General features: G+C 59.0%; 27 protein-coding genes. 11 read left to right on the plus strand and 16 right to left on the minus strand.

Features of this window, described 5'->3' with window-relative positions; all coding sequences use genetic code 11:
* Positions 1-45: 45 nt before the first annotated feature.
* Positions 46-390: a RidA family protein gene (locus QOL81_RS02570; RefSeq protein ID WP_015378124.1), complete on the plus strand. Its 345-nt coding sequence runs from the start codon at positions 46-48 to the stop codon at positions 388-390.
* Between the two features lie 62 nt (positions 391-452).
* Here QOL81_RS02570 and mdtI read toward each other — a convergent pair whose 3' ends face one another.
* From mdtI to zwf, 4 genes are all read right to left on the minus strand, one after another.
* The gene (gene mdtI / locus QOL81_RS02575) at positions 453-782 is read right to left on the minus strand and encodes a multidrug/spermidine efflux SMR transporter subunit MdtI (protein WP_016927446.1); all 330 of its coding nucleotides are present in this window, start codon (positions 780-782) and stop codon (positions 453-455) included.
* Positions 769-1,137: a multidrug/spermidine efflux SMR transporter subunit MdtJ gene (gene mdtJ / locus QOL81_RS02580; RefSeq protein ID WP_004932327.1), complete on the minus strand. Its 369-nt coding sequence runs from the start codon at positions 1,135-1,137 to the stop codon at positions 769-771. The genes mdtI and mdtJ overlap by 14 nt, the downstream gene beginning before the upstream one ends.
* A gap of 552 nt (positions 1,138-1,689) precedes the next feature.
* Positions 1,690-2,331 (minus strand): bifunctional 4-hydroxy-2-oxoglutarate aldolase/2-dehydro-3-deoxy-phosphogluconate aldolase, encoded by a 642-nt coding sequence (locus QOL81_RS02585; RefSeq protein ID WP_060439782.1) that lies wholly within the window; start codon positions 2,329-2,331, stop codon positions 1,690-1,692.
* A 154-nt stretch (positions 2,332-2,485) separates the two neighbouring features.
* Positions 2,486-3,961: a glucose-6-phosphate dehydrogenase gene (gene zwf, locus QOL81_RS02590; protein ID WP_019452799.1), complete on the minus strand. Its 1,476-nt coding sequence runs from the start codon at positions 3,959-3,961 to the stop codon at positions 2,486-2,488.
* 448 nt (positions 3,962-4,409) lie between these two features.
* On the opposite strand from zwf, the gene QOL81_RS02595 reads away from it, so the two are divergent.
* The 3 genes from QOL81_RS02595 (at position 4,410) to QOL81_RS02605 (ending at position 7,882) form a co-directional block, all read left to right on the plus strand.
* Complete coding sequence (locus QOL81_RS02595) at positions 4,410-5,282, plus strand: MurR/RpiR family transcriptional regulator (protein ID WP_038877144.1); 873 nt, start codon at positions 4,410-4,412, stop codon at positions 5,280-5,282.
* A gap of 190 nt (positions 5,283-5,472) precedes the next feature.
* The gene (gene pyk, locus QOL81_RS02600; RefSeq protein WP_019452801.1) at positions 5,473-6,915 is read left to right on the plus strand and encodes a pyruvate kinase; all 1,443 of its coding nucleotides are present in this window, start codon (positions 5,473-5,475) and stop codon (positions 6,913-6,915) included.
* 85 nt (positions 6,916-7,000) lie between these two features.
* Entirely contained in the window at positions 7,001-7,882 is an 882-nt protein-coding gene (locus QOL81_RS02605; protein WP_169318492.1) for a leucine-rich repeat domain-containing protein, read from the plus strand.
* Between the two features lie 49 nt (positions 7,883-7,931).
* Here QOL81_RS02605 and lpxM read toward each other — a convergent pair whose 3' ends face one another.
* From lpxM to znuA, 3 genes are all read right to left on the minus strand, one after another.
* Positions 7,932-8,900 carry a lauroyl-Kdo(2)-lipid IV(A) myristoyltransferase gene (gene lpxM, locus QOL81_RS02610; RefSeq protein WP_015378127.1) on the minus strand — a complete coding sequence of 323 codons (969 nt, stop codon included), beginning with the start codon at positions 8,898-8,900 and terminating at the stop codon, positions 7,932-7,934.
* Positions 8,901-9,049: 149 nt separating this feature from the next.
* On the minus strand, positions 9,050-10,372 hold the full coding sequence (gene mepM, locus QOL81_RS02615) for a murein DD-endopeptidase MepM (RefSeq protein WP_038877136.1): 1,323 nt from the start codon (positions 10,370-10,372) through the stop codon (positions 9,050-9,052).
* A gap of 21 nt (positions 10,373-10,393) precedes the next feature.
* Positions 10,394-11,338 carry a zinc ABC transporter substrate-binding protein ZnuA gene (gene znuA, locus QOL81_RS02620; RefSeq protein ID WP_060424108.1) on the minus strand — a complete coding sequence of 315 codons (945 nt, stop codon included), beginning with the start codon at positions 11,336-11,338 and terminating at the stop codon, positions 10,394-10,396.
* Positions 11,339-11,416: 78 nt separating this feature from the next.
* Between znuA and znuC the strand changes: the two genes are divergently transcribed.
* Together znuC and znuB are read left to right on the plus strand one after the other, a co-directional pair.
* Positions 11,417-12,175 carry a zinc ABC transporter ATP-binding protein ZnuC gene (gene znuC, locus QOL81_RS02625; RefSeq protein ID WP_004932357.1) on the plus strand — a complete coding sequence of 253 codons (759 nt, stop codon included), beginning with the start codon at positions 11,417-11,419 and terminating at the stop codon, positions 12,173-12,175.
* Positions 12,172-12,957, plus strand: a complete 786-nt coding sequence (gene znuB, locus QOL81_RS02630) for a zinc ABC transporter permease subunit ZnuB (protein ID WP_038877132.1) — start codon at positions 12,172-12,174, stop codon at positions 12,955-12,957. Before znuC ends, znuB begins: the two co-directional genes overlap by 4 nt.
* 219 nt (positions 12,958-13,176) lie before the next feature.
* Here znuB and ruvB read toward each other — a convergent pair whose 3' ends face one another.
* The 7 genes from ruvB to QOL81_RS02665 all read right to left on the minus strand — a co-directional run bounded on the left by ruvB (position 13,177) and on the right by QOL81_RS02665 (position 18,806).
* Positions 13,177-14,181 carry a Holliday junction branch migration DNA helicase RuvB gene (gene ruvB, locus QOL81_RS02635; RefSeq protein WP_038877130.1) on the minus strand — a complete coding sequence of 335 codons (1,005 nt, stop codon included), beginning with the start codon at positions 14,179-14,181 and terminating at the stop codon, positions 13,177-13,179.
* A 19-nt stretch (positions 14,182-14,200) separates the two neighbouring features.
* Positions 14,201-14,815, minus strand: coding sequence for a Holliday junction branch migration protein RuvA (gene ruvA, locus QOL81_RS02640; RefSeq protein ID WP_060423916.1), 615 nt, complete (start codon positions 14,813-14,815; stop codon positions 14,201-14,203).
* Positions 14,816-14,927: 112 nt separating this feature from the next.
* Positions 14,928-15,449: a crossover junction endodeoxyribonuclease RuvC gene (gene ruvC, locus QOL81_RS02645; protein WP_004932367.1), complete on the minus strand. Its 522-nt coding sequence runs from the start codon at positions 15,447-15,449 to the stop codon at positions 14,928-14,930.
* A 57-nt stretch (positions 15,450-15,506) separates the two neighbouring features.
* Positions 15,507-16,250, minus strand: a complete 744-nt coding sequence (locus tag QOL81_RS02650; RefSeq protein WP_033647638.1) for a YebC/PmpR family DNA-binding transcriptional regulator — start codon at positions 16,248-16,250, stop codon at positions 15,507-15,509.
* A gap of 20 nt (positions 16,251-16,270) precedes the next feature.
* Positions 16,271-16,717, minus strand: a complete 447-nt coding sequence (nudB, locus tag QOL81_RS02655) for a dihydroneopterin triphosphate diphosphatase (RefSeq protein ID WP_019452808.1) — start codon at positions 16,715-16,717, stop codon at positions 16,271-16,273.
* Entirely contained in the window at positions 16,717-18,501 is a 1,785-nt protein-coding gene (gene aspS / locus QOL81_RS02660) for an aspartate--tRNA ligase (RefSeq protein ID WP_060423918.1), read from the minus strand. The genes nudB and aspS overlap by 1 nt, the downstream gene beginning before the upstream one ends.
* Positions 18,502-18,575: 74 nt before the next feature.
* Entirely contained in the window at positions 18,576-18,806 is a 231-nt protein-coding gene (locus tag QOL81_RS02665; protein ID WP_320204121.1) for an FmdB family zinc ribbon protein, read from the minus strand.
* Between the two features lie 214 nt (positions 18,807-19,020).
* On the opposite strand from QOL81_RS02665, the gene QOL81_RS02670 reads away from it, so the two are divergent.
* The 5 genes from QOL81_RS02670 to cmoB all read left to right on the plus strand — a co-directional run bounded on the left by QOL81_RS02670 (position 19,021) and on the right by cmoB (position 22,774).
* A complete protein-coding gene (locus QOL81_RS02670; protein ID WP_060424110.1) occupies positions 19,021-19,599 on the plus strand; it encodes a hydrolase in 579 nt (192 codons plus the stop codon).
* 47 nt (positions 19,600-19,646) lie between these two features.
* On the plus strand, positions 19,647-20,462 hold the full coding sequence (locus QOL81_RS02675; RefSeq protein ID WP_100395852.1) for a DUF72 domain-containing protein: 816 nt from the start codon (positions 19,647-19,649) through the stop codon (positions 20,460-20,462).
* Between the two features lie 102 nt (positions 20,463-20,564).
* Entirely contained in the window at positions 20,565-20,960 is a 396-nt protein-coding gene (locus QOL81_RS02680) for an MAPEG family protein (protein WP_004932387.1), read from the plus strand.
* A 102-nt stretch (positions 20,961-21,062) separates the two neighbouring features.
* On the plus strand, positions 21,063-21,806 hold the full coding sequence (gene cmoA, locus QOL81_RS02685) for a carboxy-S-adenosyl-L-methionine synthase CmoA (protein WP_049202466.1): 744 nt from the start codon (positions 21,063-21,065) through the stop codon (positions 21,804-21,806).
* Entirely contained in the window at positions 21,803-22,774 is a 972-nt protein-coding gene (cmoB, locus tag QOL81_RS02690; RefSeq protein ID WP_060423921.1) for a tRNA 5-methoxyuridine(34)/uridine 5-oxyacetic acid(34) synthase CmoB, read from the plus strand. Before cmoA ends, cmoB begins: the two co-directional genes overlap by 4 nt.
* Before the next feature lie 36 nt (positions 22,775-22,810).
* On the opposite strand, the gene QOL81_RS02695 is transcribed toward cmoB, so the two are convergent.
* Together QOL81_RS02695 and QOL81_RS02700 are read right to left on the minus strand one after the other, a co-directional pair.
* Positions 22,811-24,772 carry an FKBP-type peptidyl-prolyl cis-trans isomerase N-terminal domain-containing protein gene (locus QOL81_RS02695; RefSeq protein ID WP_283439644.1) on the minus strand — a complete coding sequence of 654 codons (1,962 nt, stop codon included), beginning with the start codon at positions 24,770-24,772 and terminating at the stop codon, positions 22,811-22,813.
* Positions 24,769-25,173 carry a YuaE family lipoprotein gene (locus QOL81_RS02700; protein WP_060425843.1) on the minus strand — a complete coding sequence of 135 codons (405 nt, stop codon included), beginning with the start codon at positions 25,171-25,173 and terminating at the stop codon, positions 24,769-24,771. The genes QOL81_RS02695 and QOL81_RS02700 overlap by 4 nt, the downstream gene beginning before the upstream one ends.
* Positions 25,174-25,581: the final 408 nt, after the last annotated feature.

The raw sequence follows: 25,581 nt of genomic DNA on the forward strand, positions 1-25,581 counted from the left end.
CCGGCTGTGCTACCCTTAGCACGACTATGATATGGAGATAAGCAAATGAATATCGAAAGAATTGATCCCGATCAGCGCTGGTCCGAGGCCGTAGTGCACAACGAGACCGTTTACTACACCAGCGTGCCGGAAAACCTGGACGACGACGCGACCGCGCAGACCGCCAACGCCCTCGCCGCCATCGACGTGCTGCTGGCGCGCGTCGGTTCGGATAAAAGCCGTATTCTGGATGCCACCATCTTCCTGGCCAACACCGCCGACTTCGCCGCGATGAACGCCGCCTGGGACGCCTGGGTGGTCGCCGGCAGCGCGCCGGTGCGCTGCACGGTGCAGGCGCAGCTGATGAATCCGAAGTACAAGGTGGAAATCAAAATCATCGCCGCGCTGTAAGCCTGAGCGCAGACGAAAAAAAACCGCAGACGGCAACGCCTGCGGTTTTTTATTGCCGGCTATCAGGACAGTTTGAGGATCACCATCCCCGTCAGCAGCAGCGCCAGGCCAATCCAGCCTTTGGCGTTCAGCCGCTGGCCGAACATGATCCAGCCTGCGGCGATGGTGGCGGCGATACCGAAACCGCCCCACAGCGCATAAGCGATCGACAGATCGATGCCCTTCACCGCCTGCGCCAGGGCGCTGAACGCGCCGAGTACCGACAGCAGCGACAGCAGCCCCAGCCAAATTTTACGGAAGCCGTCCGACATCTTCAGGAAGATGTTGGCGATGATTTCCAGCACGATCGCCAGTCCCAGGAACCCAATGTGGTACAACTCAAACTGTTGCATGGTTGTCACCTCGCGGGCTGACCTGTTTTCGCTCTTTGCGGGTGCCGGATTTCACCAGCATGATGCCGGCGATCAGCGTAGCCAGGCCCAGCACCTTCAGCGCCGAGATCGGCTCGTCGAACCACAGCACGCTGAACAGGGTAATGAACAGAATGCCGATGCCTTCCCACAGCGCATAGGCCACGCCCAGCGCCACGCGTTTTACCGCCACCGACAGCAACACATAAGACGCGGTGATCATCACGTACATCACGATGTGCCCGATCATGCCGCCATTGACGCTGGCGTATTTCATCGACAAGGTGCCGATGATTTCGGTCATGATGGCCAAACCTAAAAAGATCCAATAAATCATAATTTTTCTCCCAAACGGCGAATAACGCGCGCCAAGGCATATTTATCCCGATTTATCTCGTCGAACGGCCGTATTGCGGCGCGCAAGACGCAGAGATCCCTGGGGATAAACTGACCCAAACGCAAAAAGAATGTTTGCCCGGCTGAACGGTAGCGTGAAGGCCTAAGCCCGCCACCTGCACCGGTTAAGGGAGAAAGACGCTATAGCTCGCTGCACCAGTGATGCTCACTGGCAAGGATCGCAGACAGGAAGAGTTGGCAAGTAGAGGTTCTGAGGGTAGTTCCGTTAATAGTCATCATAATAGTTCTCTATTATCAGCCGCACACCGTGCGATTTGCCCAATATCCTCATAAAAGTAAAATTTTCGACTGAGATATTTTTACCACAGCCAAAATGAGAAAGCAAACTGCCGTTTTCATAAAAAAGCAGAAAAAAACGGGTTAAAAATAAGAAAGTTAATCATGATATAAATTAAAAAAGGCTCAACAAAGGGTTGAGCCTTGCGATATGCGCGAGTGCGCAAATAAGCGCCAATCCCAGGCGCGGTGCGGGTTACAACGCAGCCCCGCTGACGGCGCTGCGCGCCAGTTCAGTGATGCGCGCATAGTCGCCGTTTTCGAGCGCATCCGCCGGCACCAGCCAGGAACCGCCGATGCAAAGCACGCTCTTCAACGCCAAATAATCGCGGTAGTTGTTTGGCGTAATGCCACCGGTCGGGCAAAAACGCACCTGCGGGAACGGGCCGCCGATCGCCTGCAGCGCCTTCACGCCGCCGTTGGCTTCCGCCGGGAAGAATTTGAATTCGCGCAGGCCGTGATCCATACCCTGCATCAGCTCGGAAACGGTGCTGATGCCCGGGATCAACGGGATAGGCCCCGCCGTCGCCGCCTGCAGCAAGGCTTCGGTCAGCCCCGGGCTGATGGCGAACTGCGCCCCCGCCTCGGTCACCTCCCGCAGCTGCTGCGGATTGATCACCGTACCGGCGCCGATGATGGCCTCCGGCACCTCGTTGGCAATAGCGCGGATAGCCTCCAGCCCGCAGGCGGTGCGCAGCGTCACCTCCAGCACCCGCACGCCGCCGGCAACCAGCGCTTTCGCCAGCGGCACCGCCTGCTCCAGCTTGTTGATCACGATAACAGGCACCACCGGTCCCGCCGTCAGGATCTGCTCGGCGCTGGTTTTCCAGTTTTTCATCGTTATTTCTCCATTACTCGCGGTTAACAATGGCACGCCCCTGCCACAGGGCTCCGCGCAAATGCGCGGACGTCCGGCCGTACCGTAAGTGATGTGGCCCACGCGCAGATCGCAGGCAAAAAAAAGCCGGCAGACAGGCTGCCGGCATTGCGCATTACTCGAACTCGTTCCAGGAACGGCCGTCGCGGGTGATCATCGCCACCGAGGCCACCGGCCCCCAGGTGCCCGCCTGATAAGGCTTAGGCGCCTCGTTGTCGGCTTTCCATGCGTCCATGATGGAGTCGACCCACTTCCAGGCTTCTTCCACTTCATCGCGGCGCACGAACAGCGCCTGAATGCCGCGCATGGTCTCCAGCAGCAGGCGCTCGTAGGCGTCCGCCACGTGCTCCTGGTTGAAGGTTTCCGAGAAGCTCAGGTCCAGCTTGGTGGTCTGCAGACGGTGCTTGTGATCCAGCCCCGGCACCTTGTTCAACACCTGAATTTCGATGCCTTCGTCCGGCTGCAGGCGGATGGTCAGCTTGTTCTGCGGCAGCTGCTGGTAAGAATCGCTGAACAGGTTAAGCGGCGGGTTTTTGAAGTACACCACCACTTCCGAGCATTTGGTCGGCAGACGTTTACCGGTACGCAGGTAGAACGGCACCCCGGCCCACTGCCAGTTGTCGATATCCACGCGGATGGAGACGAAGGTTTCGGTGCTGCTGCTCTTGTTCGCCCCTTCCTCTTCCAGATAACCCGGCACTTTCTTGCCCTGGACGAAACCGGCGGTGTACTGACCGCGCACGGTGGTTTCCCGTACATTGGTCTGATCGATACGGCGCAGCGAGCGCAGTACCTTCACCTTTTCGTCGCGGATACGATCGGTGGTCAGATCCGCCGGCGGCGACATGGCGATCATGGTCAGGATCTGCAGCAGGTGGTTCTGGATCATGTCGCGCATCTGGCCGGCCTGGTCGAAGTAACCCCAACGCCCTTCGATGCCCACCTCTTCCGCCACGGTGATCTGCACCGAATCGATGGTGCGGTTATCCCAGTTGGAGGCGAACAGCGAGTTGGCGAAACGCAGCGCCAACAGGTTCAGCACCGTCTCTTTGCCGAGATAGTGGTCGATACGGTAAACCTGGGATTCGTTGAAGTACTCCGCCACCTGATCGTTGATCACGCGGGAGGACGCCAGATCGGTGCCCAACGGTTTTTCCATTACCACGCGCGCCGGCTCATGGTTCAGCTTGGCTTCGCCCAAGCCTTTGCAGATGGCGCCGAAGGTGCTTGGCGGCATGGCGAAGTAGTTGATGGTGGTGCGATGTTTCTGATCCAGCATTTTACCCAGTTTGGTAAAGTTCTTGCTGTCGTTGACGTCCAGATTGCAGAAGTCCAGGCGCGCGCTCAGCGTGGCCCAGAGTTCGTCATCCAGTTTTTCTTTCATGAAGGTGCCAAGCGCTTCCTTGACCACTTCGGTATACGCTTTTTTATCCCACTCCGCGCGGCCGACGCCGATGATCCGCGTATCCGGGTGGATGTGTCCGGCTTTCTCTAACTGGTACAGGGAAGGCAGCAGCTTACGGCGCGCCAAATCACCTTTCGCGCCGAAAATAACCAGGTCACACGCCTGGGCTGTAGAGGTTACCGCCATGTTCATCTCCTCGTTGCAGGATATTTGTAATTTTCTTACATTACTAATGTACTCTGTTTGACTACGGCCAGCAAACCCGGCGCAGAAGCAGGAAAAAAGACCTCAAGATTCCAGTGGTAGCGCCAATGCGCGCCAGAGCCCGCACAGGCGGGCAAAACTGTAATTTTTCGTCTTTTTTGACGCTCTGTTACCATTATGAAAGTTAGACACAGGTCATATTCTGGTGAAAAAAGCCTGCATACGCCCTGTCGAGACTGCCAACGGTTACCAGCACGTAGTATATTTTCACTAAACCGGCATTGATTTCTCCTTTGTTTGAAATCGACATACCCTATCGATTCCAGGTTACAGCCGCTCGTTTGGCGTCTGCGTGCGCGGCGAACACGGGCGAAATTCGGCGCTGTTGCTTGAAAGCCACAGGGATAAAACCATGAGTGACTCTCGTTATATGAATACGCTGGACAAAATCCAGAGCCATCTGGAACTCCTGAGCAAATCTGAAAGGAAAGTCGCCGAGGTGATCCTGGCCTCCCCACAGACCGCCATTCACTCCAGCATTGCCACGCTGGCGCGCATGGCCGACGTCAGCGAACCTACCGTCAACCGCTTTTGCCGCCGCCTTGATACCAAAGGCTTTCCCGATTTCAAACTGCACCTCGCCCAAAGCCTGGCTAACGGCACGCCCTACGTAAACCGTAACGTTGAGGAAGACGACAGCGTCGATTCCTATACCAGCAAGATCTTCGAATCGGTCATGGCCAGCCTGGATACAGTAAAGGCAAATTTGGATATTGCCGCAATCAATCGTGCGGTTGACCTGCTCACCCAGGCAAAAAAGATCTCTTTCTTCGGCCTGGGCGCCTCCGCGGCGGTAGCGCACGACGCGATGAACAAATTTTTCCGCTTCAATATCCCGGTGGTCTACTTCGATGACATCGTCATGCAACGCATGAGCTGCATGAACTCCGGCGAAGGCGACGTGGTGGTGTTGATCTCACACACCGGCCGCACCAAGAATCTGGTGGAGATGGCCCACCTGGCGCGAGAAAACGACGCGACGGTATTGGCTATCACCTCGCGCGACACCCCGCTCGCTCAGGCGGCGACCCTTCCTTTGCTGCTCGATGTGCCCGAAGACACCGACGTTTACATGCCGATGGTGTCGCGGATCGCGCAATTAACGCTCATTGACGTGCTCGCCACCGGATTTACCTTGCGCAGAGGGGCTAAATTCAGAGATAACTTGAAGCGGGTCAAAGAAGCGCTCAAAGAATCGCGCTTTGATAAAGGGGTGGTCATTCCCAACAGTTTTGACTCGTGACCTGACGAAGAAAAAATCGCCGTTCAACAGACATTTGAATGACGGCATCAGAGGCTGTACCCTGTTAATATGCTCATGCGGGTAACCCGGGTGAAATATCAGTGTTGTAAAATTACATTTCACGCCTGGTTTCGTTATCCGACGTTTATCGCAACACCAATATTTGCTTCACCAGTCAACGGAGTAATACATGTCCAGACGGCTCAGAAGAACCAAAATCGTTACCACCCTGGGTCCGGCTACAGACCGCGACAATAATCTGGAAAAGATCATTGCCGCCGGCGCCAACGTAGTTCGGCTTAACTTCTCCCACGGCAGCCCGGAAGACCACCAGGCTCGCGCTGACAAAGTGCGTGAAATCGCCGCCAAACTGGGACGTCACGTCGCTATCCTCGGCGATCTGCAAGGGCCGAAAATCCGCGTATCCACCTTCAAGGAAGGCAAAATCTTCCTCAACGTGGGCGATAAATTCCTGCTGGACGCCAACCTGTCAAAAGGCGAAGGCGATAAAGAAAAAGTCGGTATCGACTATAAAGGCCTGCCTGCCGACGTGGTGCCAGGCGATGTCCTGCTGCTCGACGACGGCCGCGTTCAGCTGAAAGTGCTCGAAGTTCAGGGCATGAAAGTGTTTACCGAAGTCACCGTCGGCGGCCCGCTGTCCAACAACAAGGGCATCAACAAACTCGGCGGTGGCCTGTCGGCCGAAGCGCTGACCGAGAAAGACAAGGCAGACATCGTGACCGCCGCCAAGATTGGCGTCGATTACCTGGCGGTCTCCTTCCCGCGTACCGGTGAAGACCTGAACTATGCTCGCCGCCTGGCGCGCGACGCCGGCTGCAACGCCAAGATCGTGTCCAAGGTTGAGCGCGCCGAAGCAGTCTGCAGCGACGAAGCGATGGACGACATTATTCTGGCCTCCGACGTGGTCATGGTTGCCCGCGGCGACCTCGGCGTCGAAATCGGCGATCCGGAACTGGTCGGCATTCAGAAGAAACTGATCCGCCGCGCCCGTACCCTGAACCGCGCGGTGATCACCGCGACCCAGATGATGGAGTCGATGATCACCAACCCGATGCCGACCCGCGCCGAAGTCATGGACGTGGCCAACGCCGTGCTGGACGGCACCGACGCCGTTATGCTGTCGGCGGAAACCGCCGCCGGCCAATACCCGGCGGAAACCGTGGCGGCGATGGCGCGCGTTTGTCTGGGCGCCGAGAAGATCCCAAGCATCAACGTCTCCAAACACCGCCTGGACGTGCAGTTCGACAATATCGAAGAAGCGATTGCCATGTCTTCGATGTATGCCGCCAACCACCTGAAAGGCGTTACCGCGCTGATCGCCATGACAGAGTCCGGCCGCACCGCGCTGATGATGTCGCGCATCAGCTCCGGTCTGCCGATTTTCGCCATGTCGCGTCATGAGCACACGCTGAACCTGACCGCGCTGTATCGCGGCGTGACGCCGGTGTATTTCGACAGCCACAAAGACGGCGTGATCGCCGCCAATGAAGCCGTCAATCGCCTGCGCGACAAAGGCTTCCTGGTCTCCGGCGATCTGGTGATCGTCACCCAGGGCGACGTGATGGAAACCGTCGGCACCACCAATACCAGCCGTATCCTGCGCGTCGAGTAATCCACGCCGCAGACGAAATGCCGGCCGGCTCACGTTGGCCGGCATTTTTTTTGCCCTGACACCGCCATAAAAGACGGAGAACGCCATGCTCCACCAACACACTCCCGCAGCGAGCGGTGATGAGCTCGATCTCGACGGCCACGGCCTGACGCAGCTCGACGAGTCGCCGTTAGCCGGCCACGCGCTGCGCAAGATTAGCCTGTACGACAATCAGCTGACGGCTTTCCCCGCCTCGATCTTCCGGCACCGAAATCTGCGGGTGCTGAATATCTCCTGTAATCAGCTCGACCGCCTGCCGCCGGAGATTGGCCAGCTGCAACAGCTCGAGATGTTCGATTTTGGCCACAATCGCGCAAGCGAACTCCCCGAAGAACTGGGGCAGCTGCATCGGTTGAAATACCTCTATCTGAGCGATAACGGCTTTAGCGAGCTGCCGCGCTCGCTGGCGCAGCTGCAGCAACTCATCTATCTCAATGCGACCGACAACCGCCTGGCCGTTTTGCCTCAGGCGATACCGAGGCTTGCGGCATTGCAAGAGCTGCGTTTATACAACAATCGCATCGGCAGCCTACCCGCCGAAATCGGGCAACTGCGCGCGCTGCGCGAACTGCATATCATGAAAAATGTCCTGACCACACTGCCGGCGGAAATGGCTCAGCTCGGTGAGCTGGAGATACTCGATGCGGCTAACAATGCCATCGCCGAGCTGCCGCAGGCCTTCTGTCGGCTGCCGCGGTTGAGCGAGCTGAACCTGCGTTTCAATCAGCTGACGCGTCTGCCGGAAAATATCGGCGAGCTGACGGCGCTGAGAAGTCTGGACCTGCGCGCCAACCGCCTGAGCGACCTACCGGAAAGCCTCGGCGAACTGAGCCGCCTGCGCAAGCTGGACCTGCGCTGGAATGATTTCACCCGCACGCCTAAAGTCGTCGACATCCTGCGGGCTCGCGGCTGTATGGTGCACATCTGAAGATACGCCGGTCGGGTTGTGGCCCGGCCGGCGTTAGCGGTAGACAGGATTAACGATACAGATCGTCGCGCGAGTAAGGTTCAATCTCCCCTTCCTTGCGCGTCTTCAGCAGTTTGAGGATCCAGGTGTACTGCTCCGGGTTCGGGCCCACCAGATTTTCCACCTCTTCGTTCATGCGGCGGGCAATGCGCGGATCGTCGGCTTCGGCCAGGTCATCCATCGGCTCGCGGATATAAATGTCCAGCATGCTGGTTTTGCCGTCGTACACCGGGAATAAAGGCACGATCGCCGCACGACACACTTTCATCAACCGGCCTACCGCCGGCAGCGTCGCCTTATAGGTCGCGAAGAAATCGACGAACTCGCTGTGCTCCGCGCCATGATCCTGATCGGGCAGGTAGTAGCCCCAATACCCCTGCCGCACCGAACTGATAAACGGTTTGATGCCGTCGTTGCGCGCGTGCATGCGGCCGCCGAATTTACGCCGCACGGCATTCCACAGGTAGTCGATAAGCTGATTACGCTGATTGTGGAACATCGCGGCCATCGGTTGGCCGCGCGCGGCCATCAGCATCGCCGGCACATCCACCGCCCAGCCGTGAGGCACCAGGAAAATGACGTTGCGCCCTTCCGCCCGGATCTTGTCCAGCACCTCTTCACCGTGCCAACGCACGCGCTTGAGCACTTTCTCCGGCTTGGTGCAGGCCAGTTCCGCCATCAGCACCATCGACTGCGGCGCGCAGGCGAACATCTGGTCGATGATGTGCTCACGTTCGCTTTCCGGCAGCTCCGGCAAGCAATAAAGCAAATTGATGCGGGCACGACGGCGTGCGCCCTTCGCCAGCTTGCCGGCCAGTTTGCCGACCGCCCCCAGCACCGGATCGCGCAGGCGCGCAGGCACCAGCGAAATGCCGGCCATCAGGCCGGTTCCCAACCACACGCCCCAGTAGCGCGGATATAAAAAGGCTTTCTGAAACTGCGGGATGAACTCTACGTTCGATTTCTTCTCGTTTTGCATGCACATGCTCTTTGCTTAGCGATTCGGCTAATCATAATTGCCATCACCGATTTTGCAATTAACAACCGCGAACCGCCCAGATAAAACAGCATCGGCCCGCAATCAGGCCGATGAAATTGACGGCGCCGAAGCGCCGGAAAAAGGGGGTATTAATCCAGCTGCAGCTGAGGAACCACTTCCTTCACCTGCGCCAGATAATCGCTGCGGTCTTTGCCGCTCAGCCCTTCGGAACGCGGCAACTTGGCCGTCAGCGGGTTCACCGCCTGTTGGCCGGTCCACAGTTCAAAGTGCAGGTGCGGCCCGGTGGAGCGCCCGGTGTTGCCGGAAAGCGCAATGCGATCGCCGCGTTTCACCTTCTGGCCCGGTTTCACCAGCAGTTTTTTCAGGTGCATATAGCGCGTGGTGTACTGGCGACCGTGACGGATCGCCACATAGTTGCCCGCCGCGCCGCTGCGTTTGGCGATCACCACCTCACCGTCGCCGACCGCCAGCACCGGCGTGCCGACCGGCATGGCGAAATCGACGCCCTTGTGCGGCGCCACGCGGCCGGTCACCGGGTTCACGCGACGCGGGTTGAAGTTGGAGGAGATGCGGAACTGTTTCATGGTCGGGAAACGCATGAAGCCGCGCGCCAGGCCAGAGCCCTGGCGATCGTAGAATTTGCCGTCTTCGGCGCGGATCGCATAGTAATCTTTGCCGCCGGTGCGCAGACGCACGCCCAACAGCTGGCTTTGCGATTTCTTACCGTCGAAATGCTCGCGCGACATCAGCACGGAGAACTGGTCGCCTTTGCGCAACTTGCGGAAATCGAGCTGCCACTGCAGCGCCTTGATCACCGCATTGATTTCGTTACGGCTCAGCCCGGCGTCGCCGGCGCTGCTGACGAAGCTGCCGTTGACCCGGCCGCTGATCACGTTGTTGCGCCATTCACCCTGCTGTGCCTCTTTCGACTCTTTGAAGCTATTGCCGACGCGGTCATAGGTGCGGGTTTCGCGGCGGGAAACTTCCCAGGTCAACTGCTGCAGATCGCCCGCATCATTGACGGTCCACGACAGCTGTTGGCCGATCTTCAGATTACGCAGATCGCGGTTTTGCGAAGCCAGCAAGGTGACATCCGACATATCGATGCCGTACTGCGTCAGAATGCTGCCGAGGGTGTCGCCGGTGGAAACCACATATTCATGCACGCCATCGTCGCCGGCATCTTTTTGATCCAGCTCATCCTGCGGGATTTCGTCATCGGGGGTGGGTTGGTCGGCATCAATCGGTTCACTGGCTTCGGGGAGCAATGACCGCATCTGGCTGGATTCTAACTCGACGCTCTTGGCAATGGGGTTGTGTTCTGGGTGGTAAACAAAAGGCCGCCAAACAGCGACGGCCAATGTGACGACTGTCAGCGACCCCAGCATGACGCGGTGGGGCCGTGGCAGGTTGTTATACGCCAGAGCGATAGTTCGGACTATCTGCTGCACTCGATATTATCCTCATAAGCTTTACTTCAGGCAGCTCACGTACTGGTTTGACAGCTGAGTCAGGAATTTCCCGTAGCTGTCCTTCCCCAGCGCGATGCCGATGCCCAGCGGGTCCAGCGTTCCGGAACGCACTTTGGTACCCTTGGCGACGGCATTGATTACGGCCGGCCTGAATTGTGGCTCAGCAAAAACGCATACCGCTTTCTGCTCAACCAACTGTGTTCGAATTTGGTGTAGGCGCTGTGCTCCAGGCTGAATTTCGGGATTGACGGTGAAATGGCCCAGCGGACTCAAACCGTAGTGTTTCTCAAAGTAGCCGTAAGCATCATGAAAAACAAAATAACCCTTACCTTGCACAGGCGTAAGCATGTTACCAACATTTTTGTCAGTTTGCGTCAGCAGATTCTCGAACTGGCGCAGGTTTGCGTCTAATTTGTCCTTATTTTGCGGCATAAGTTCCAACAATCTGTCGTGAATCGCGATCGCGGTCACTTTTGCTATCTCCGGCGACAGCCAAACGTGCATATTGTACTCGCCGTGATGATGCCCATGATCGTCATCGGCATGGTTATGCGCTTCGCCTGCATGATCATGATCGTCGTCATCTTCGCCTTTCATCAGCAACGGCTTCACCGCCGGCAGTTCGCTGATGGCCAGTTTGCGGGTTGCCGAGATCGGCACCAGCGCCTTGTTCAGGAACGCCTCCATGTCCGGCCCAACCCACAGCACCAGGTCCGCAGAGCGCAAACGCTGGATATCGGAAGGGCGCAGCGCAAAATCGTGCGGTGAAGCGCCGTCCGGCAGCAACACCTCGGTCGGCGTCACGCCGTCGGCGATGGCCGATGCGATAAAGCCTAGCGGACGAATCGAGGTCACCACCGCAGCGGAAGCGCTGCTCAGCGGGCCGGCCATCAACAGTGCGCTGGCCAGCAGCGTGCGCTGCAGCCATTTATTTTTCTTTGCCATCATCAGTAATCCCATCGTTTTCATCAACAAGGCGTGATATTATAACATTCGCTTCGTTCTGCAACCTGTAATCTCGAGATGTCTACACTGATAACGCTAAAAAATATCTCCGTCGCCTTCGGCAGCCGCAAGGTGCTGTCGAACATTTCCCTCAGCCTGCAACCCGGCCGTATTCTCACGCTGCTGGGCCCGAACGGCGCGGGCAAGTCTACGTTGGTGCGCGTGGTGCTGGGATTGGTCAAACCGACCGCCGGCACGCTGGAGCGTGAGCCCGATCTGCGCATTGGCTACGTGCCGCAAAAGCTGCACCTCGACGCCACCCTGCCGTTGACCGTCAGCCGCTTTATGCGTCTCAAGCCCGGCGTAAAGAAAGCCGACATTCTGCCGGCGCTCAAGCGCGTGCACGCCGCTCACCTGCTCGACCAGCCGATGCAAAAGCTCTCCGGGGGCGAAAACCAACGCGTGCTGCTGGCGCGAGCGCTGCTGAACAAACCGCAGCTGCTGGTGCTGGACGAACCCACGCAAGGGGTGGACGTCAACGGCCAGCTGGCGCTGTACGATCTCATCGATCAGCTGCGTAAAGAGCTGGGCTGCGCCGTGCTGATGGTCTCGCACGATCTGCATCTGGTGATGGCGAAAACCGACGAGGTCTTGTGCCTCAATCAGCACATCTGCTGCTCCGGGGCACCGGAGGTGGTGTCGATGCATCCCGAATTCATCGCCATGTTCGGCAACCGCGGCGCAGAGCAACTGGCGGTGTATCGCCACCATCACAACCACCGTCACGACCTGCAGGGAAGAATTGTCTTGAAGAAAACCGGGAGCCGCGAAGCATGATTGAACTGTTACTTCCCGGCTGGCTGGCTGGCGTGTTGTTGGCTGGCGCCGCCGGGCCGCTGGGTTCCTTCGTGGTCTGGCGTCGCATGTCCTACTTTGGCGATACCCTGGCGCACGCCTCGCTGCTCGGCGTCGCCTTTGGTCTGCTGCTGGACATCAATCCCTTCTATGCGGTGATCGCCATTACGCTGCTGCTGGCTCTGGCCCTGGTGTGGCTGGAACGCCGCCCGCAGCTTTCAGTGGATACCCTGCTCGGCATTCTGGCCCACAGCGCCCTGTCGCTCGGGCTGGTGGTGGTGGCGTTGATGTCTAACGTGCGGGTCGATCTGATGGCCTACCTGTTCGGCGATCTGCTGTCGGTCACGCTGAGCGATATCCTGATGATCGCCGGCGGCGTCGCCGTGGTGCTGCTGGTGCTATGGTGGCAGTGGCGCGATCTGCTGTCGATGACCATCAGCCCGGAGCTGGCGCACGTCGACGGCGTTAACCTGGTGCGCGCACGCACCGTATTGATGCTGGTCACCGCCTTGACCATCGGTCTGGCGATGAAATTCGTCGGCGCGCTGATCATCACCTCACTGCTGATCATTCCGGCCGCCACCGCTCGCCGCTTCGCGCGCACGCCGGAACAGATGGCCGGCGTCGCGGTACTGCTCGGCATGGTGGCCGTCACCGGCGGCCTGACCTTCTCGGCGTTTTACGATACGCCGGCCGGCCCTTCGGTGGTGCTCTGCGCCGCCGTGCTGTTCACGCTGAGCCTGTTCAAAAAACAGCAGGCCTGATTAAAACCGGGATATGACAAGGGCCGCTGATGCGGCCCTTTCTACTGCTGACAGAGGAGGAAAAAACGCGGTTTTTCCTCCTCTGTGGTGAGCAGCCGAAAATCAATGAATTGATTTTCCTTTTTTATGTGCGCCTTCTATAGACCCGGTAACGTCATCAAGTTCAACATTAACGTCAAGGGCCGCAGATGCGGCCCTTTTTTATGACGGGTGGAAAACTTATGCTTCGCGCTCGAGCCCGAAGTGCCGGTAGGCATGCTGCGTCGCCAGGCGGCCGCGCGGCGTGCGCTGGATAAAGCCCTGCTGGATCAGGAACGGCTCGATCACGTCCTCAATGGTTTCGCGCTCTTCGCCGATCGCCGCCGCCAGGTTGTCCAGCCCGACCGGACCACCGGTGAACTTGTCGATAATCGCCAGCAGCAGTTTGCGATCCATATAGTCGAAGCCTTCGGCATCGACGTTGAGCATATCGAGCGCCTGCGCCGCCACCGAACCGCTGATCACCCCGTTGGCGCGCACTTCGGCGAAGTCGCGCACCCGGCGCAACAGGCGGTTGGCGATACGTGGCGTCCCCCGCGCACGGCGGGCCACTTCATGGGCACCCTCGTCGGACAGTTCCAACCCCAGGCACCCGGCGCTGCGCGAGACGATGTGCTGCAAATCCGCCACCTGATAAAACTCCAGCCGCTGGACAATGCCGAAGCGATCGCGCAGCGGCGAGGTCAGCGAGCCGGCGCGGGTGGTGGCACCCACCAGCGTGAACGGCGGCAAATCGAGCTTAATCGAACGCGCCGCCGGCCCTTCGCCGATCATGATATCCAGCTGGTAGTCTTCCATCGCCGGATACAGCACTTCTTCCACCACCGGTGACAAGCGGTGAATTTCGTCGATGAACAAGACGTCGTGCGGTTCGAGGTTGGTCAGCATCGCCGCCAAATCGCCCGCCTTCTCCAGCACCGGGCCGGAAGTGGTGCGCAAATTCACGCCCATTTCGTTGGCCACGATGTTGGCCAGGGTGGTTTTCCCCAACCCTGGCGGGCCAAAGATCAGCAGATGGTCGAGCGCGTCGCCGCGCTGCTTGGCCGCCTGAATGAAGATCTCCATCTGCTCGCGCACGTGCGGCTGGCCGACGTATTCGGTCAGCAGCTTGGGACGAATGGCGCGATCGAGGATCTCTTCTTCGTTGATCGGTTCGGCGGAAATCAGGCGATCGGCTTCAATCATTATCTACCCCTTTTCGGCCTTACAGGGCGGCGCGCAGCGCGTCGCGGATCAGGGTTTCGCAGTCGGCGCCCGGCTTGGCAATCTTGCTGACCATGCGGCTGGCTTCCTGCGGCTTATAGCCCAGCGCCACCAGCGCCGAAACGGCCTCGGCTTCCGCGTCCACATCCGGCGCTTTGTCGGTGGCAGACGGCAGGCTGATCTCGCTGCTGCTGTTGAACAGGTCGCCGTTAAGCCCTTTGAAACGGTCTTTCATCTCTACCACCAGGCGCTCGGCGGTTTTTTTGCCCACGCCCGGCAGCTTGACCAGTGCAGTGATCTCTTCGCGCTCCACCGCGCTGACGAACTGCTGCGCGGACATGCCCGACAGGATCGCCAGCGCCAGCTTCGGCCCGACGCCGTTGACCTTGATCAGCTCGCGGAACAGCGCGCGCTCCTGCTTGTCGTTGAAACCGTACAGCAGCTGCGCGTCTTCACGCACCACGAAGTGGGTAAACACGATGGCCTCTTGCCCCAGTTCCGGCAGCTCGTAAAAGCAGGTCATCGGCATGTGTACCTCATAGCCCACGCCGTTCGCCTCCAGTAACACCAACGGCGGCTGCTTTTCCAGAATATTTCCTCTGAGACGACCTATCATTTACCCTCCTGCAGAATGACCGGGCATGGCGCCCTGCCATGCCGTTGCTGGTAAAGCTTATAACATAAAAAAGGCTGGATGAATATCCAGCCTGAGCAATCATCGCTTTGCGTCAGCGCAAACGCCCGCGCGCCAGGTTCAACCGCCCTTCGCTCATCCGCAGCACGTTCTGGCTGAGGTGGCAGTGGGTGATAGCGATGGCCAGGGCATCGGCGGCGTCCGCCTGCGGGTTGGCCGAGAGTTTTAGCAGCGAGCGCACCATGTGCTGTACCTGCGCCTTTTCGGCCGCGCCGGTGCCGACCACGGTCTGTTTGACCTGCCGCGCCGCATACTCGAACACTTCCAGATTCTGATTCACCGCCGCCACGATCGCGACGCCGCGCGCCTGGCCGAGCTTGAGCGCCGAATCCGGGTTCTTGGCCATAAACACCTGTTCGATGGCGAAGAAATCGGGCTGAAACTGGGTGATGATCTCACTGACGCCGGCGTAAATCAGCTTCAGCCGCGTCGGCATGTCGTCCACCACCGTGCGGATGCAGCCGCTGGCGATATAGCTCAACTGACGCCCCTGCTGGCGGATAAGGCCATAGCCGGTGACGCGTGAGCCGGGATCGATACCGAGTATGATCGCCATATCTACATCCACCTTGCATGCACGGCGCCGCCGAACGGCGGCGCCCGTTTTACCGGATTACAGCGTCGCCGCCACTTCGTCGGAGATTTCACCGTTATGGTAAACTTCCTGCACGTCGTCGCAGTCTTCCAGCATATCGATCAGGCGCAACAGCTTAGGCGCGGTTTCCGCGTCCATGTCGGCCTTGGTCGATGGGATCATCGACACTTCCGCCGCTTCGGCTTCGAAGCCCGCCGCGGTCAGCGCGTCTTTCACCGCGCCCAGGCTTTCCCAGGCGGTGAACACGTCGATCGCGCCATCGTCATAGGTCACGATGTCTTCCGCACCGGCTTCCAGCGCCGCTTCCATCACGGTGTCTTCATCCAGGCCCGGTGCGTAGGTGATCACGCCCTTCTTGGTGAACAGGTAAGCCACGGAACCGTCGGTGCCGAGGTTGCCGCCGCATTTGGTGAAGGCGTGGCGCACTTCCGCCACGGTGCGGTTGCGGTTGTCGCTCAGGCATTCGATCATGACGGCGGTGCCGCCAGGGCCGTAACCTTCATAGATGATGGTTTCCATGTTGGTATCATCATCGCCGCCCACCCCGCGCGCGATGGCACGGTTCATGGTGTCGCGCGTCATGTTGTTCGACAGCGCCTTGTCCATCGCCGCGCGCAGACGCGGGTTGGAATCCGGATCGCCGCCGCCCAGCTTGGCGGCCGTGACCAGCTCACGAATAATCTTGGTGAAAATTTTACCGCGCTTGGCGTCCTGCGCCGCTTTACGGTGCTTTGTGTTGGCCCACTTACTATGACCTGCCATAAAAAAATCTCCGAAAAAAACTACTGGACTGAATTGATCACGAACTCTTCAATCGCCTGCTGATTGCTCCATGACTTGGTTAACTTCACGGCCTCGGCCGCCTCAAGCCATTGGTAAGCGTGATGCTCGGTAATCACCGGATCGCGCTCCTCGGGCAACGCCAGACAGAACCAGTGCTCTTTATTGCGCGTGGTTCCCGGCGCATAGCGATGTCGCAAATGGACAAAGAGTTCAAACTCCACGCAGCGCTGGCAATCGAACAACGGCAGGTGCTCTGCTTCGATATCGATGCCGACTTCTTCCATGACTTCACGCTGCGCGGCATGCGGCGGCGACTCATCCTGTTCCAGGCTGCCGGTGACCGACTGCCAGAACTCGGTATCGTCGCGCCGCTGTAACATCAGCACCCGACCACTGGATTTCGCGTAAATCACTACCAGGATAGATTCAGGGCGCTTGTAACTCATCACTCGCTCTCTTGTTCCGCACCGGCTTTCTTTACCACGCTGATCGCCAGCTCCTGCAGCGACGCCGGGTTGGCGAAGCTCGGTGCGTCGGTCATCAGACAGGCCGCCGCGGTGGTTTTCGGGAAGGCGATGACGTCGCGGATGTTGTCGGTGCCGGTCAACAGCATCACCAGACGATCCAGGCCGAAAGCCAGGCCGGCGTGCGGCGGCGTACCGTACTTCAACGCGTCCAGCAGGAAGCCGAACTTCTCGCGCTGTTCGTGTTCGTTAATGCCCAGAATGCTGAACACCGTCTGCTGCATTTCGCTGCGGTGGATACGCACCGAACCGCCGCCCACTTCGTAACCGTTGATCACCATGTCATAGGCGTTGGCGATGGCGTTGACCGGCGCTGCCGCCAGCTCTTCCGGGCTCATGTCGCGCGGCGAAGTGAACGGGTGGTGCATGGCCGCCAGGCCGCCCTCTTCGTCTTCTTCGAACATCGGGAAGTCAACCACCCACAGCGGTGCCCAGCTGTCGAGTTGCGTCAGCGCCAGATCGCGACCCAGCTTCAGACGCAGCGCGCCCATCGCATCGGTGACAATCTTGAAGCTGTCGGCGCCGAAGAACAGGATATCGCCGGTCTGCGCATCGGTGCGCGCCAGGACCGCTTCCAGCACGTCCGCGCTGAGGAATTTGGCGATCGGGCTCTGCACGCCTTCCATGCCGGCGGCGCGGTCGTTGACTTTCAGCCACGCCAGGCCTTTGGCGCCGTAGATGTTGACGAAAGCGCCGTACTCGTCGATCTGCTTGCGGGTCAGCTGTGCGCCGCCCGGTACGCGGATCGCCGCCACGCGGCCTTTGGCGTCGTTGGCCGGGCCGGAGAAGACTTTAAACTCGACGTCTTTGACCAGGTCAGCCACGTCCACCAGCTCCAGCGGGTTACGCAGGTCCGGCTTGTCGGAGCCAAAGCGACGCATCGCTTCGGCGAAAGTCATGACCGGGAAATCGCCCAGATCCACGCCCTTCACGTCCAGCCACAGTTCGCGCGCCAGTTTCTCCATCACTTCACGTACCTGATCGGCGGTCATGAAGGAGGTTTCGACGTCGATCTGGGTGAATTCAGGCTGACGGTCCGCACGCAGGTCTTCGTCACGGAAGCATTTGACGATCTGGTAGTAACGATCGAAGCCGGACATCATCAGCAGCTGTTTGAACAGCTGTGGGGACTGCGGCAGCGCGTAGAATTTGCCCTTGTGCACGCGGCTCGGCACCAGGTAATCGCGGGCACCTTCCGGCGTCGCCTTGGTCAGCATCGGCGTTTCGATATCGAGGAAGCCGTGGCTGTCCATGAAGCGGCGAACGAAGCTGGTGATTTTGGCGCGGGTCTTCAGACGCTCGGCCATTTCCGGGCGACGCAGATCCAGGTAGCGGTATTTCAGGCGCGCTTCTTCGCTGTTGACCTGGTTGGAGTCCAGCGGTAGCGGCTCGGAGCGGTTGATGATTTCCAGCGCGTGGGCGAACACTTCCACTTCGCCGGTGGCCATATCTTTATTGATCTGGCTGTCCGGACGCGCACGCACGGTGCCGACGATCTGGATGCAGAACTCATTGCGCAGGTCGTAGGCCTTGTCGAACGCCACTTTCTGGTCCGGATCGAAGAACACCTGCACGATGCCTTCGCGGTCGCGCATATCAATAAAGATCAGGCCGCCGAGATCGCGACGACGATTGACCCAACCACACAGAGTGACTTCCTGGCCCACGTGGGACAGATTCAACTGCCCGCAATATTCAGTACGCATACGCTATCCTTTTACACAGCCGATGCCGCGCCGGGCTACTGCGCCCCTGTCGCGCGGCTGTTATCTGATAAATTCTACTTGTTACCCGGTTTAAAATCCGTCGCATACCAGCCGGTACCCTTAAGCTGGAAACCGGAGGACGAGATCAACTTGGTCAACGCGGGCTGCCCACACGCCGGGCAGTCTGCCAGCGGCGCATCGGAAAATTTTTGCAATTTCTCTAACCGATGGTTGCAAGCACCACATGCATATTCATAAATCGGCATAGGTCGTTGGATTAAAGAGTGTTGAAAAAAGGGAGTCATTATAAAGGAAATTCATCCGCCCGATAAGTGCGAACACAGCATTGTTACTGCACTAAATGGCGCGTTTTCGTTCGAATCAACACATCGATTAACAAATTTCCCATTAACCTGCGACAGTTTTTTCACGTAGCCTGATTCTCCCCCGGTTTGCGCCGTACGCTGCTCGCCTGGCGCGCCGAACAGTTTTTATCCACTTCGCAACGAGATGAAATCCATGCTGAAACTTGACGCCCAAACCACCGCTCTGGTGCTGATCGATTTGCAAAACGGCATTCTGCCCTACGCCGGCGGCCCGCACAGCGCCGACCAGGTAGTGGCGAACGCCGCCCTGCTGGCCGCGCGTTTTCGTCTGCTGGGCGCGCCGGTGCTGCTGGTGCGCGTCGGCTGGTCCGACACCTTCGCCGAAGCGCTGAAACAGCCGGTGGACAAACCGGCTCCCGCGCCCGCCGGCGGCTTGCCGGTCAGTTGGTGGGAGTTCCCCGCACCGCTGGCGGTCAATGACAGCGATATTCTGGTCACCAAACGCCAATGGGGCGCCTTCTACGGCACCGATCTGGATTTACAGCTGCGCCGCCGCGGCATCAAATCCGTGGTGCTGGGCGGCATCTCCACCAATATTGGCGTAGAGTCCACCGCTCGCGCCGCCTGGGAACACGGCTATGAACTGGTGATCGCCGAAGACGTCTGCAGCGCGCAGAACGCGGAAATGCACCGCTTCGCGTTCGAACACATCTTCCCACGTCTGGCGCGGGTGCGCGACACCGGCGAAATTCTTGCCGCGCTCGAGCGGTAACGTTAAGTTGTAGCCTGATGATCTCAGTAAAGGAAGACGACGCCGTGATCTACATCGGATTGCCGCAGTGGCAACATGCGGCCTGGAACCGCATCGGGCTGCGTGACTTGGCGGATTACAGCCGCTACTTCAACTGCGTGGAAGGTAACACCACCTTCTACGCGCTGCCGAAGCTGGAAATCGTGCAGCGCTGGCGCGACATGACCGGCGACGATTTTCGCTTCTGCTTCAAATTCCCGTCGGACATCAGCCACAAGGCGGCCCTGCGTAACTGCGCCGCCGAGCTGCAGGCGTTTTACCACTGCCTGAGCCCGGTGCATCAGCGCATCGGCCAACTGTGGCTGCAGCTGCCCGCCGCCTTCGGCCCTGACGAGCTGCCGCGCATGTGGCAATTCTTCGAAAGCCTGCCGAAAGAATTCACCTACGGTGTTGAAGTGCGTCATCCGGCGTTTTTCGCCAAGGGCGAGGCAGAGCGTGCGCTGAATCAGGGGTTGCACCAGCGCGGCATCAATCGGGTGATCCTCGACAGCCGCCCGGTGCATCACGCCGCCCCCCATACCGCCGCCGTGCGCGATGCGCAGCAGAAAAAACCGAAGCTGCCGGTGCATGCCCTGGTCACCGCCGACCAACCGCTGGTGCGCTTTATCGGCGGCGATCAGCTGGCCGACAACCTGCGCTGGTTCGAAGCCTGGCAGCAAAAACTGCCGCTGTGGCAGCAACAGCATCAGCCTTATCTGTTTATTCATACGCCGGACAACGGCGATTCGCCCCAGCAGGCGCAAAAAATTTGGCAGCAGCTGCGCCTGGCGATCCCCGATTTGCCTGCGCCGCCGGACTGGCCGGAACAGGATGCACTGTTTTGACCTATTAATCTGACCAATAACATCAAATATTTCCCCGCGACAGTGAATACAATGACGGCTATGATGCTGGCTGCCAGTTTTGGTTAGGGAACGGAGTTAAAAATGGTAAGCGCGCTTTATGTGGTGCTCGGCGCATTGTTGTTGATCAAACTCTCTTATGACGTAGTCAGATTAAGGATGCAGTACCGCGTAGCCTACGGCGACGGCGGTTTCTACGAATTGCAGACCGCCATCCGCGTGCATGGCAACGCCGTTGAATACATTCCGATCGCTGCCGTATTGCTGGTGATCATGGAGATGAACGGCGCGGAAATCTGGATGATTCACCTCTGCGGCCTGATGCTGATGGCCGGGCGGCTGGTGCATTACTACGGTTTGCGCAACCGCGAGGTTCGCTGGCGCCGTTCAGGCATGGCCGCGACCTATATCTCTTTGCTGTTGATGGTTCTGGCAAATATCTTCTATCTACCCTGGGATCTGATTTTTAGCCTGCATTGATCCCGTTTTATCATCAGGCGGCCGCGCCGCCTGCTTCCGCTCCGCTTTTTTGCGCTTTTCTGTTAGACTACGCAGCTTCGAATTCTGAACTGATTTGCCGCTATGCCAAACCGCGATACCCTTTTCTCCGCCCCCATCGCCAAATTGGGCGACTGGACCTTCGACGAACGCGTTGCCGAAGTGTTCCCCGACATGATCCAACGCTCCGTTCCCGGCTATTCCAACATCATCTCGATGATCGGCATGCTGGCCGAACGCTTTGTGCAACCCGACAGCCGGGTGTATGACCTGGGCTGCTCGCTGGGCGCGGCAACGCTGTCGATGCGGCGGAATATCAAGGTGCCCGGCTGCAATATCGTCGCCGTCGACAATTCGCCGGCGATGGTGGAACGTTGTCGCCGCCATATTGACGCCTTCCGCGCCGACACGCCGGTTGACGTCATCGAAGCCGACATTCGCGACATCGACATCGAGAACGCCTCGATGGTGGTGCTGAACTTTACGCTGCAGTTCCTCGAACCGGCCGATCGCCTGCGCCTGCTGGAGAAAATTTATCGCGGCCTGCGCCCGGGCGGCGCACTGGTGCTGTCGGAGAAGTTCAGCTTTGAAGACGCCGAAGTCGGCGAACTGCTGTTCAACATGCATCACGATTTCAAACGCGCCAATGGGTACAGCGAGCTGGAGATCAGCCAAAAACGCAGCATGCTGGAAAACGTGATGCTGACCGACTCGGTAGAGGCACATAAGGCGCGCCTGCATCAAGCCGGGTTCGAGCATGCCGAAGTGTGGTTCCAATGCTTCAACTTCGGTTCGTTGATCGCCCTGAAAGCGGGGGATGCGCAATGATCGAGTTCGGTGATTTCTATCAGCGCATCGCCAAAAGCCCCCTCAGCCATTGGCTGGACACCCTGCCTGCGCAGCTCAGCGCCTGGCAACGCGAATCGCTGCACGGCAAATTCAAACAGTGGTTTAACTCGGTGGAACATTTGCCGACGCTGACCCCAACCCGCCTCGATCTGCTGCACGGCGTGCGCGCCGAGATGGAGCCCGGCCTGTCGCCGGGCCAGCTCGAGGGCATCGAGAAAATGCTGCGCACCCTGATGCCATGGCGTAAAGGGCCGTTCTCGCTGTATGGCATCGATATCGATACCGAATGGCATTCCGACTGGAAGTGGGATCGCGTGCTGCCGCACATTTCTCCGCTAGCCGGCCGCACCATTCTCGACGTCGGCTGCGGCAGCGGCTATCACCTGTGGCGCATGATCGGCGCCGGCGCACACTTTGCCGTCGGCATCGATCCGATGCAGCTGTTCCTGTGCCAGTTCGAAGCGGTGCGCAAGCTGTTGGGTGGCGATCAGCGCGCCCACCTGCTGCCGCTCGGCATCGAGCAGTTGCCGGATCTGGCGGCGTTCGACACCGTGTTCTCAATGGGGGTGCTATATCACCGCCGCTCGCCGCTCGATCATCTCTATCAGCTGAAAAATCAGCTGGTGGCTGAAGGGGAGCTGGTGCTGGAAACGCTGGTGGTGGAAGGCGATCGCCACCAGGTGCTGGTGCCGGGCGATCGTTATGCACAGATGCGCAACGTGTATTTCATTCCTTCCGCCGAAGCGCTGAAATGCTGGCTGGAGAAGTGCGGTTTCGTCGACGTGAAGATCGCCGATATGTGCGTCACCAGCCTCGAAGAGCAGCGCCGCACCGACTGGATGACCAGCGAGTCACTGGCCGAATTCCTCGATCCGAACGATCGCAGCAAAACGATCGAAGGCTATCCGGCGCCCCTGCGCGCCGTGCTGACCGCCAAAAAACCCTAGCGTTCGCTAATCGGGCCGGCCTGAGCCGGCCCGAATTTACCCGTTGTCGACATCGACAATCCGCAGCTCATACACCATGGTCGCGTTCGGCGGGATCTGCGGCGCATAGCCCGTTTCTCCGTACGCCAACGCCGGCGGCACCACCATTGTCAGAGAGCCATGATTTTTCAGATGGCCGATCGCCTCGCGGAACAACGGCGGATAGGCAGAGAGTGGCTGTGACATCACCTTCCCACTGCGATCCATATCCTGAATCACGCTGCCGTCGGTTAAGCTCTCTTTCACCACAATGTCTACCCGTGCGTTTTCCTTAATGGCTTCATCACCTACATAATCGATGCGATACCAGAAACCGGCAGGCGACTTCTGCGTGCCTTTCTTCTTTTTAAACTCGGTGACGAACGCCTCGCCCTTGCTGGTCTGCACCTTCGCCGCCTGGTTTCTGGCGTCGTTCACCGTTTTTTCCGACTCCGCCAGCGCGCGGGTCAACTGTGCATCGCTTAGTTGGTAATGGCCGTTGAAGGTATCGATCACGCCCGCCAGCAGCAGGGTTTTATCGGGATTGATGCCCCAATTTTTACGCTCCGCCAGCATCGTTTGAATATCGCGTCCCAAAGCGACACCGGCAGCATAGCTCTGCTGTTCCGGCTTTTTCTTGAGCGCCTGCGCATCAGGCAGCCATTTGGCCCGCGATCTCAGCCCGCTCAGCTCGTCTTGCAAAGCTTGCTGCGCCTGATGGGCGGCCGCCAGCTCCGTTGCCGTTTTATCCGCCTGCAGTGTCGCTTTATCCCGCTGCTGCGCAGCCTGCGCGCTTTCCGCCGTTACCACCGCCAAACGTTGTTCCAACGCTTTAGCTTGTTCGGTTTGCGTCTTGTTTTTTTCCTGCAGCTGCGCCAGCTGCTGCTGCAGTTCACCCGTCGCCTTGGCGGCTTCGGCCTTTTGCTGCGCCAGCGCCGTCTTCAGGCTTTTCTCTTGCTGCTCGGCCTGTTGGCGTTGACCATCACGCTCTTTCTGTAGCTGCGCCAGCTGCTGCTGAAGTTCACCCGCCGCCTTGACGGCTTCGGCCTTTTGCTGCGCCAGCGCCGTCTTCAGGCTTTTCTCTTGCTGCTCAACCTGTTGGCGTTGATCATCACGCTCTTTCTGCAGCTGCGCCAGCTGCTGCTGAAGTTCACCCGTCGCCTTGGCGGCTTCGGCCTTTTGCTGCGCCAGCGCCGTCTTCAGGCTTTTCTCTTGCTGCCCACCCTGCTGCCGTTGGCCCTCCTGCTCTTTTTGCAGCTGCGCCAGCTGCTGCTGCAGTTCGCCCGTCAGCCTGGCAGCCTCGGCCTTCTGCTGTTCCAGCTCAGCGGCGGCCGCTTTTTTATCCTGCTCATAACGCTGGCGCGCTTTATCGTTGGTGGTCTGGGCCGCCGCCAGTTTCTCCTGCCAAGCCTTATCCGCCTGTTCAGGCAACGCCGCCAGCCGTTGTTCCAGCAAGGCAATGCGCCGGTCGCGCTCCTCGGTTTGCTGCTTTTGCCGCGCTAACGCCGCCTGCGCTTCGGCGATCTGCGCCTGAGCCTTGCGCTCCTGCGGCGTCAGGTTCAGCGCCTGTCGTACGCCGCTGGCGAAGTCGCTCAACGCGCTCAAATCAGGCGCCGGTGTCGGTTTATCGGCAGCGGTCAGGGACGACGCAACCCGCAACGCGGTCAACTCCTGTTGCAGGGATTGAAGAGCGGCTTGCTGTTGCTCCAATCGAGTCTCTTTCTCGCGCAGCGTCTTTTGCAACTGAGCCAGTTGCTTTCTCTGTGAGCTCGTTTCACGAGCTTGAACCGGCCGGGACGCCGGCTTTTGGCTTTCCTGGGATGGGGTAACCACGGTCTCGGCTGCCGGCGCGTCCTGCCGCTGGTAACGCTCGGCAAACTGCAATAATGCCGGCACATCGTCATCCGCCCCGGCCACCGCCGGCGCAAACGCCAGCGGTATCATCAGGCTCAGTAAGGCCTTTCTTGCACGAGGGGTCATTGGGCGCGTTCTCCGCGCTCAGCCAGGCCGGTCATCATGGCAGAACTGATGTCCGCGCAAAGACGGCTGGTGCGATAACGATACAGGGCGTCGACGGTTTCCTGCGTGCCCGTGTTGACCCGCTGGCGTACCCCGGCATACTGCGCGGCGCCGCCCATCAAGGTATCGAATTCGCGTTTGAATTTTTGGTATTTTTCGTTATCCATGCCGCGCATGGCATCCAACTCGCGCTGGCACTGCTGCATGCGCTCGGCCTCACGCTGCCGTTTGTCTTGTTCCGCAATTTCTTCTGCGCTGGGCGGCTGGCTTAATGTAGAAACAGGTCGCTTGGCGGTCTGGCAGCCGGTCAGGGCCAACGTCAGTAAAAGCGCCGCGCTCAAACAGTGTGCCGTTCGGGTCATTATCGTTATCTCCTTGTTTAGTCCGCCGTTAACGCGCCCTGCGGCTGCGCCGACGGCTCTCCTCAATTGATGCTGTGATGTTCCGGCCATAAGGCAGGCGATGAACAGGTAAAAATACCGGCGCGGTGACGAGCGGCAGAACGCAAACCATTCACCACGGAAATACATACCAAAAAATCATTTAATATTATGATATTTAAAGGATTTTAACTCACAAACTTATCAGCAGGGCATGGCGATCGCAAGAAGAGATGGGGCCGCCGACCGAATAACAGCGTTGAAACGGTGCTGCGTCTTGACAAGGTACCAGGCCAACGCATGCTCCAATTGCCGCGGCCTGAACTTCACGCTGTATCAGCACCCAGCAAACCTCATCGACTTTTTGAAACGTCCATCCTGATTGAGAAT

This window comes from Serratia sp. CC22-02 (assembly GCF_900182895.1).
Lineage (GTDB): Bacteria > Pseudomonadota > Gammaproteobacteria > Enterobacterales > Enterobacteriaceae > Serratia > Serratia nevei.

What these genes read in the sequence shown, in the direction of transcription:
- QOL81_RS02570 (WP_015378124.1), top strand. Translation starts at nt 46, where the DNA reads ATGAATATCGAAAGAATTGATCCCGATCAGCGCTGGTCCGAGGCCGTA.
- mdtI (WP_016927446.1), bottom strand. Translation starts at nt 782, where the DNA reads ATGCAACAGTTTGAGTTGTACCACATTGGGTTCCTGGGACTGGCGATC.
- mdtJ (WP_004932327.1), bottom strand. Translation starts at nt 1,137, where the DNA reads ATGATTTATTGGATCTTTTTAGGTTTGGCCATCATGACCGAAATCATC.
- QOL81_RS02585 (WP_060439782.1), bottom strand. Translation starts at nt 2,331, where the DNA reads ATGAAAAACTGGAAAACCAGCGCCGAGCAGATCCTGACGGCGGGACCG.
- zwf (WP_019452799.1), bottom strand. Translation starts at nt 3,961, where the DNA reads ATGGCGGTAACCTCTACAGCCCAGGCGTGTGACCTGGTTATTTTCGGC.
- QOL81_RS02595 (WP_038877144.1), top strand. Translation starts at nt 4,410, where the DNA reads ATGAATACGCTGGACAAAATCCAGAGCCATCTGGAACTCCTGAGCAAA.
- pyk (WP_019452801.1), top strand. Translation starts at nt 5,473, where the DNA reads ATGTCCAGACGGCTCAGAAGAACCAAAATCGTTACCACCCTGGGTCCG.
- QOL81_RS02605 (WP_169318492.1), top strand. Translation starts at nt 7,001, where the DNA reads ATGCTCCACCAACACACTCCCGCAGCGAGCGGTGATGAGCTCGATCTC.
- lpxM (WP_015378127.1), bottom strand. Translation starts at nt 8,900, where the DNA reads ATGCAAAACGAGAAGAAATCGAACGTAGAGTTCATCCCGCAGTTTCAG.
- znuA (WP_060424108.1), bottom strand. Translation starts at nt 11,338, where the DNA reads ATGGCAAAGAAAAATAAATGGCTGCAGCGCACGCTGCTGGCCAGCGCA.
- znuC (WP_004932357.1), top strand. Translation starts at nt 11,417, where the DNA reads ATGTCTACACTGATAACGCTAAAAAATATCTCCGTCGCCTTCGGCAGC.
- znuB (WP_038877132.1), top strand. Translation starts at nt 12,172, where the DNA reads ATGATTGAACTGTTACTTCCCGGCTGGCTGGCTGGCGTGTTGTTGGCT.
- ruvB (WP_038877130.1), bottom strand. Translation starts at nt 14,181, where the DNA reads ATGATTGAAGCCGATCGCCTGATTTCCGCCGAACCGATCAACGAAGAA.
- ruvA (WP_060423916.1), bottom strand. Translation starts at nt 14,815, where the DNA reads ATGATAGGTCGTCTCAGAGGAAATATTCTGGAAAAGCAGCCGCCGTTG.
- ruvC (WP_004932367.1), bottom strand. Translation starts at nt 15,449, where the DNA reads ATGGCGATCATACTCGGTATCGATCCCGGCTCACGCGTCACCGGCTAT.
- QOL81_RS02650 (WP_033647638.1), bottom strand. Translation starts at nt 16,250, where the DNA reads ATGGCAGGTCATAGTAAGTGGGCCAACACAAAGCACCGTAAAGCGGCG.
- nudB (WP_019452808.1), bottom strand. Translation starts at nt 16,717, where the DNA reads ATGAGTTACAAGCGCCCTGAATCTATCCTGGTAGTGATTTACGCGAAA.
- aspS (WP_060423918.1), bottom strand. Translation starts at nt 18,501, where the DNA reads ATGCGTACTGAATATTGCGGGCAGTTGAATCTGTCCCACGTGGGCCAG.
- QOL81_RS02665 (WP_320204121.1), bottom strand. Translation starts at nt 18,806, where the DNA reads ATGACTCCCTTTTTTCAACACTCTTTAATCCAACGACCTATGCCGATT.
- QOL81_RS02670 (WP_060424110.1), top strand. Translation starts at nt 19,021, where the DNA reads ATGCTGAAACTTGACGCCCAAACCACCGCTCTGGTGCTGATCGATTTG.
- QOL81_RS02680 (WP_004932387.1), top strand. Translation starts at nt 20,565, where the DNA reads ATGGTAAGCGCGCTTTATGTGGTGCTCGGCGCATTGTTGTTGATCAAA.
- cmoA (WP_049202466.1), top strand. Translation starts at nt 21,063, where the DNA reads ATGCCAAACCGCGATACCCTTTTCTCCGCCCCCATCGCCAAATTGGGC.
- cmoB (WP_060423921.1), top strand. Translation starts at nt 21,803, where the DNA reads ATGATCGAGTTCGGTGATTTCTATCAGCGCATCGCCAAAAGCCCCCTC.
- QOL81_RS02695 (WP_283439644.1), bottom strand. Translation starts at nt 24,772, where the DNA reads ATGACCCCTCGTGCAAGAAAGGCCTTACTGAGCCTGATGATACCGCTG.
- QOL81_RS02700 (WP_060425843.1), bottom strand. Translation starts at nt 25,173, where the DNA reads ATGACCCGAACGGCACACTGTTTGAGCGCGGCGCTTTTACTGACGTTG.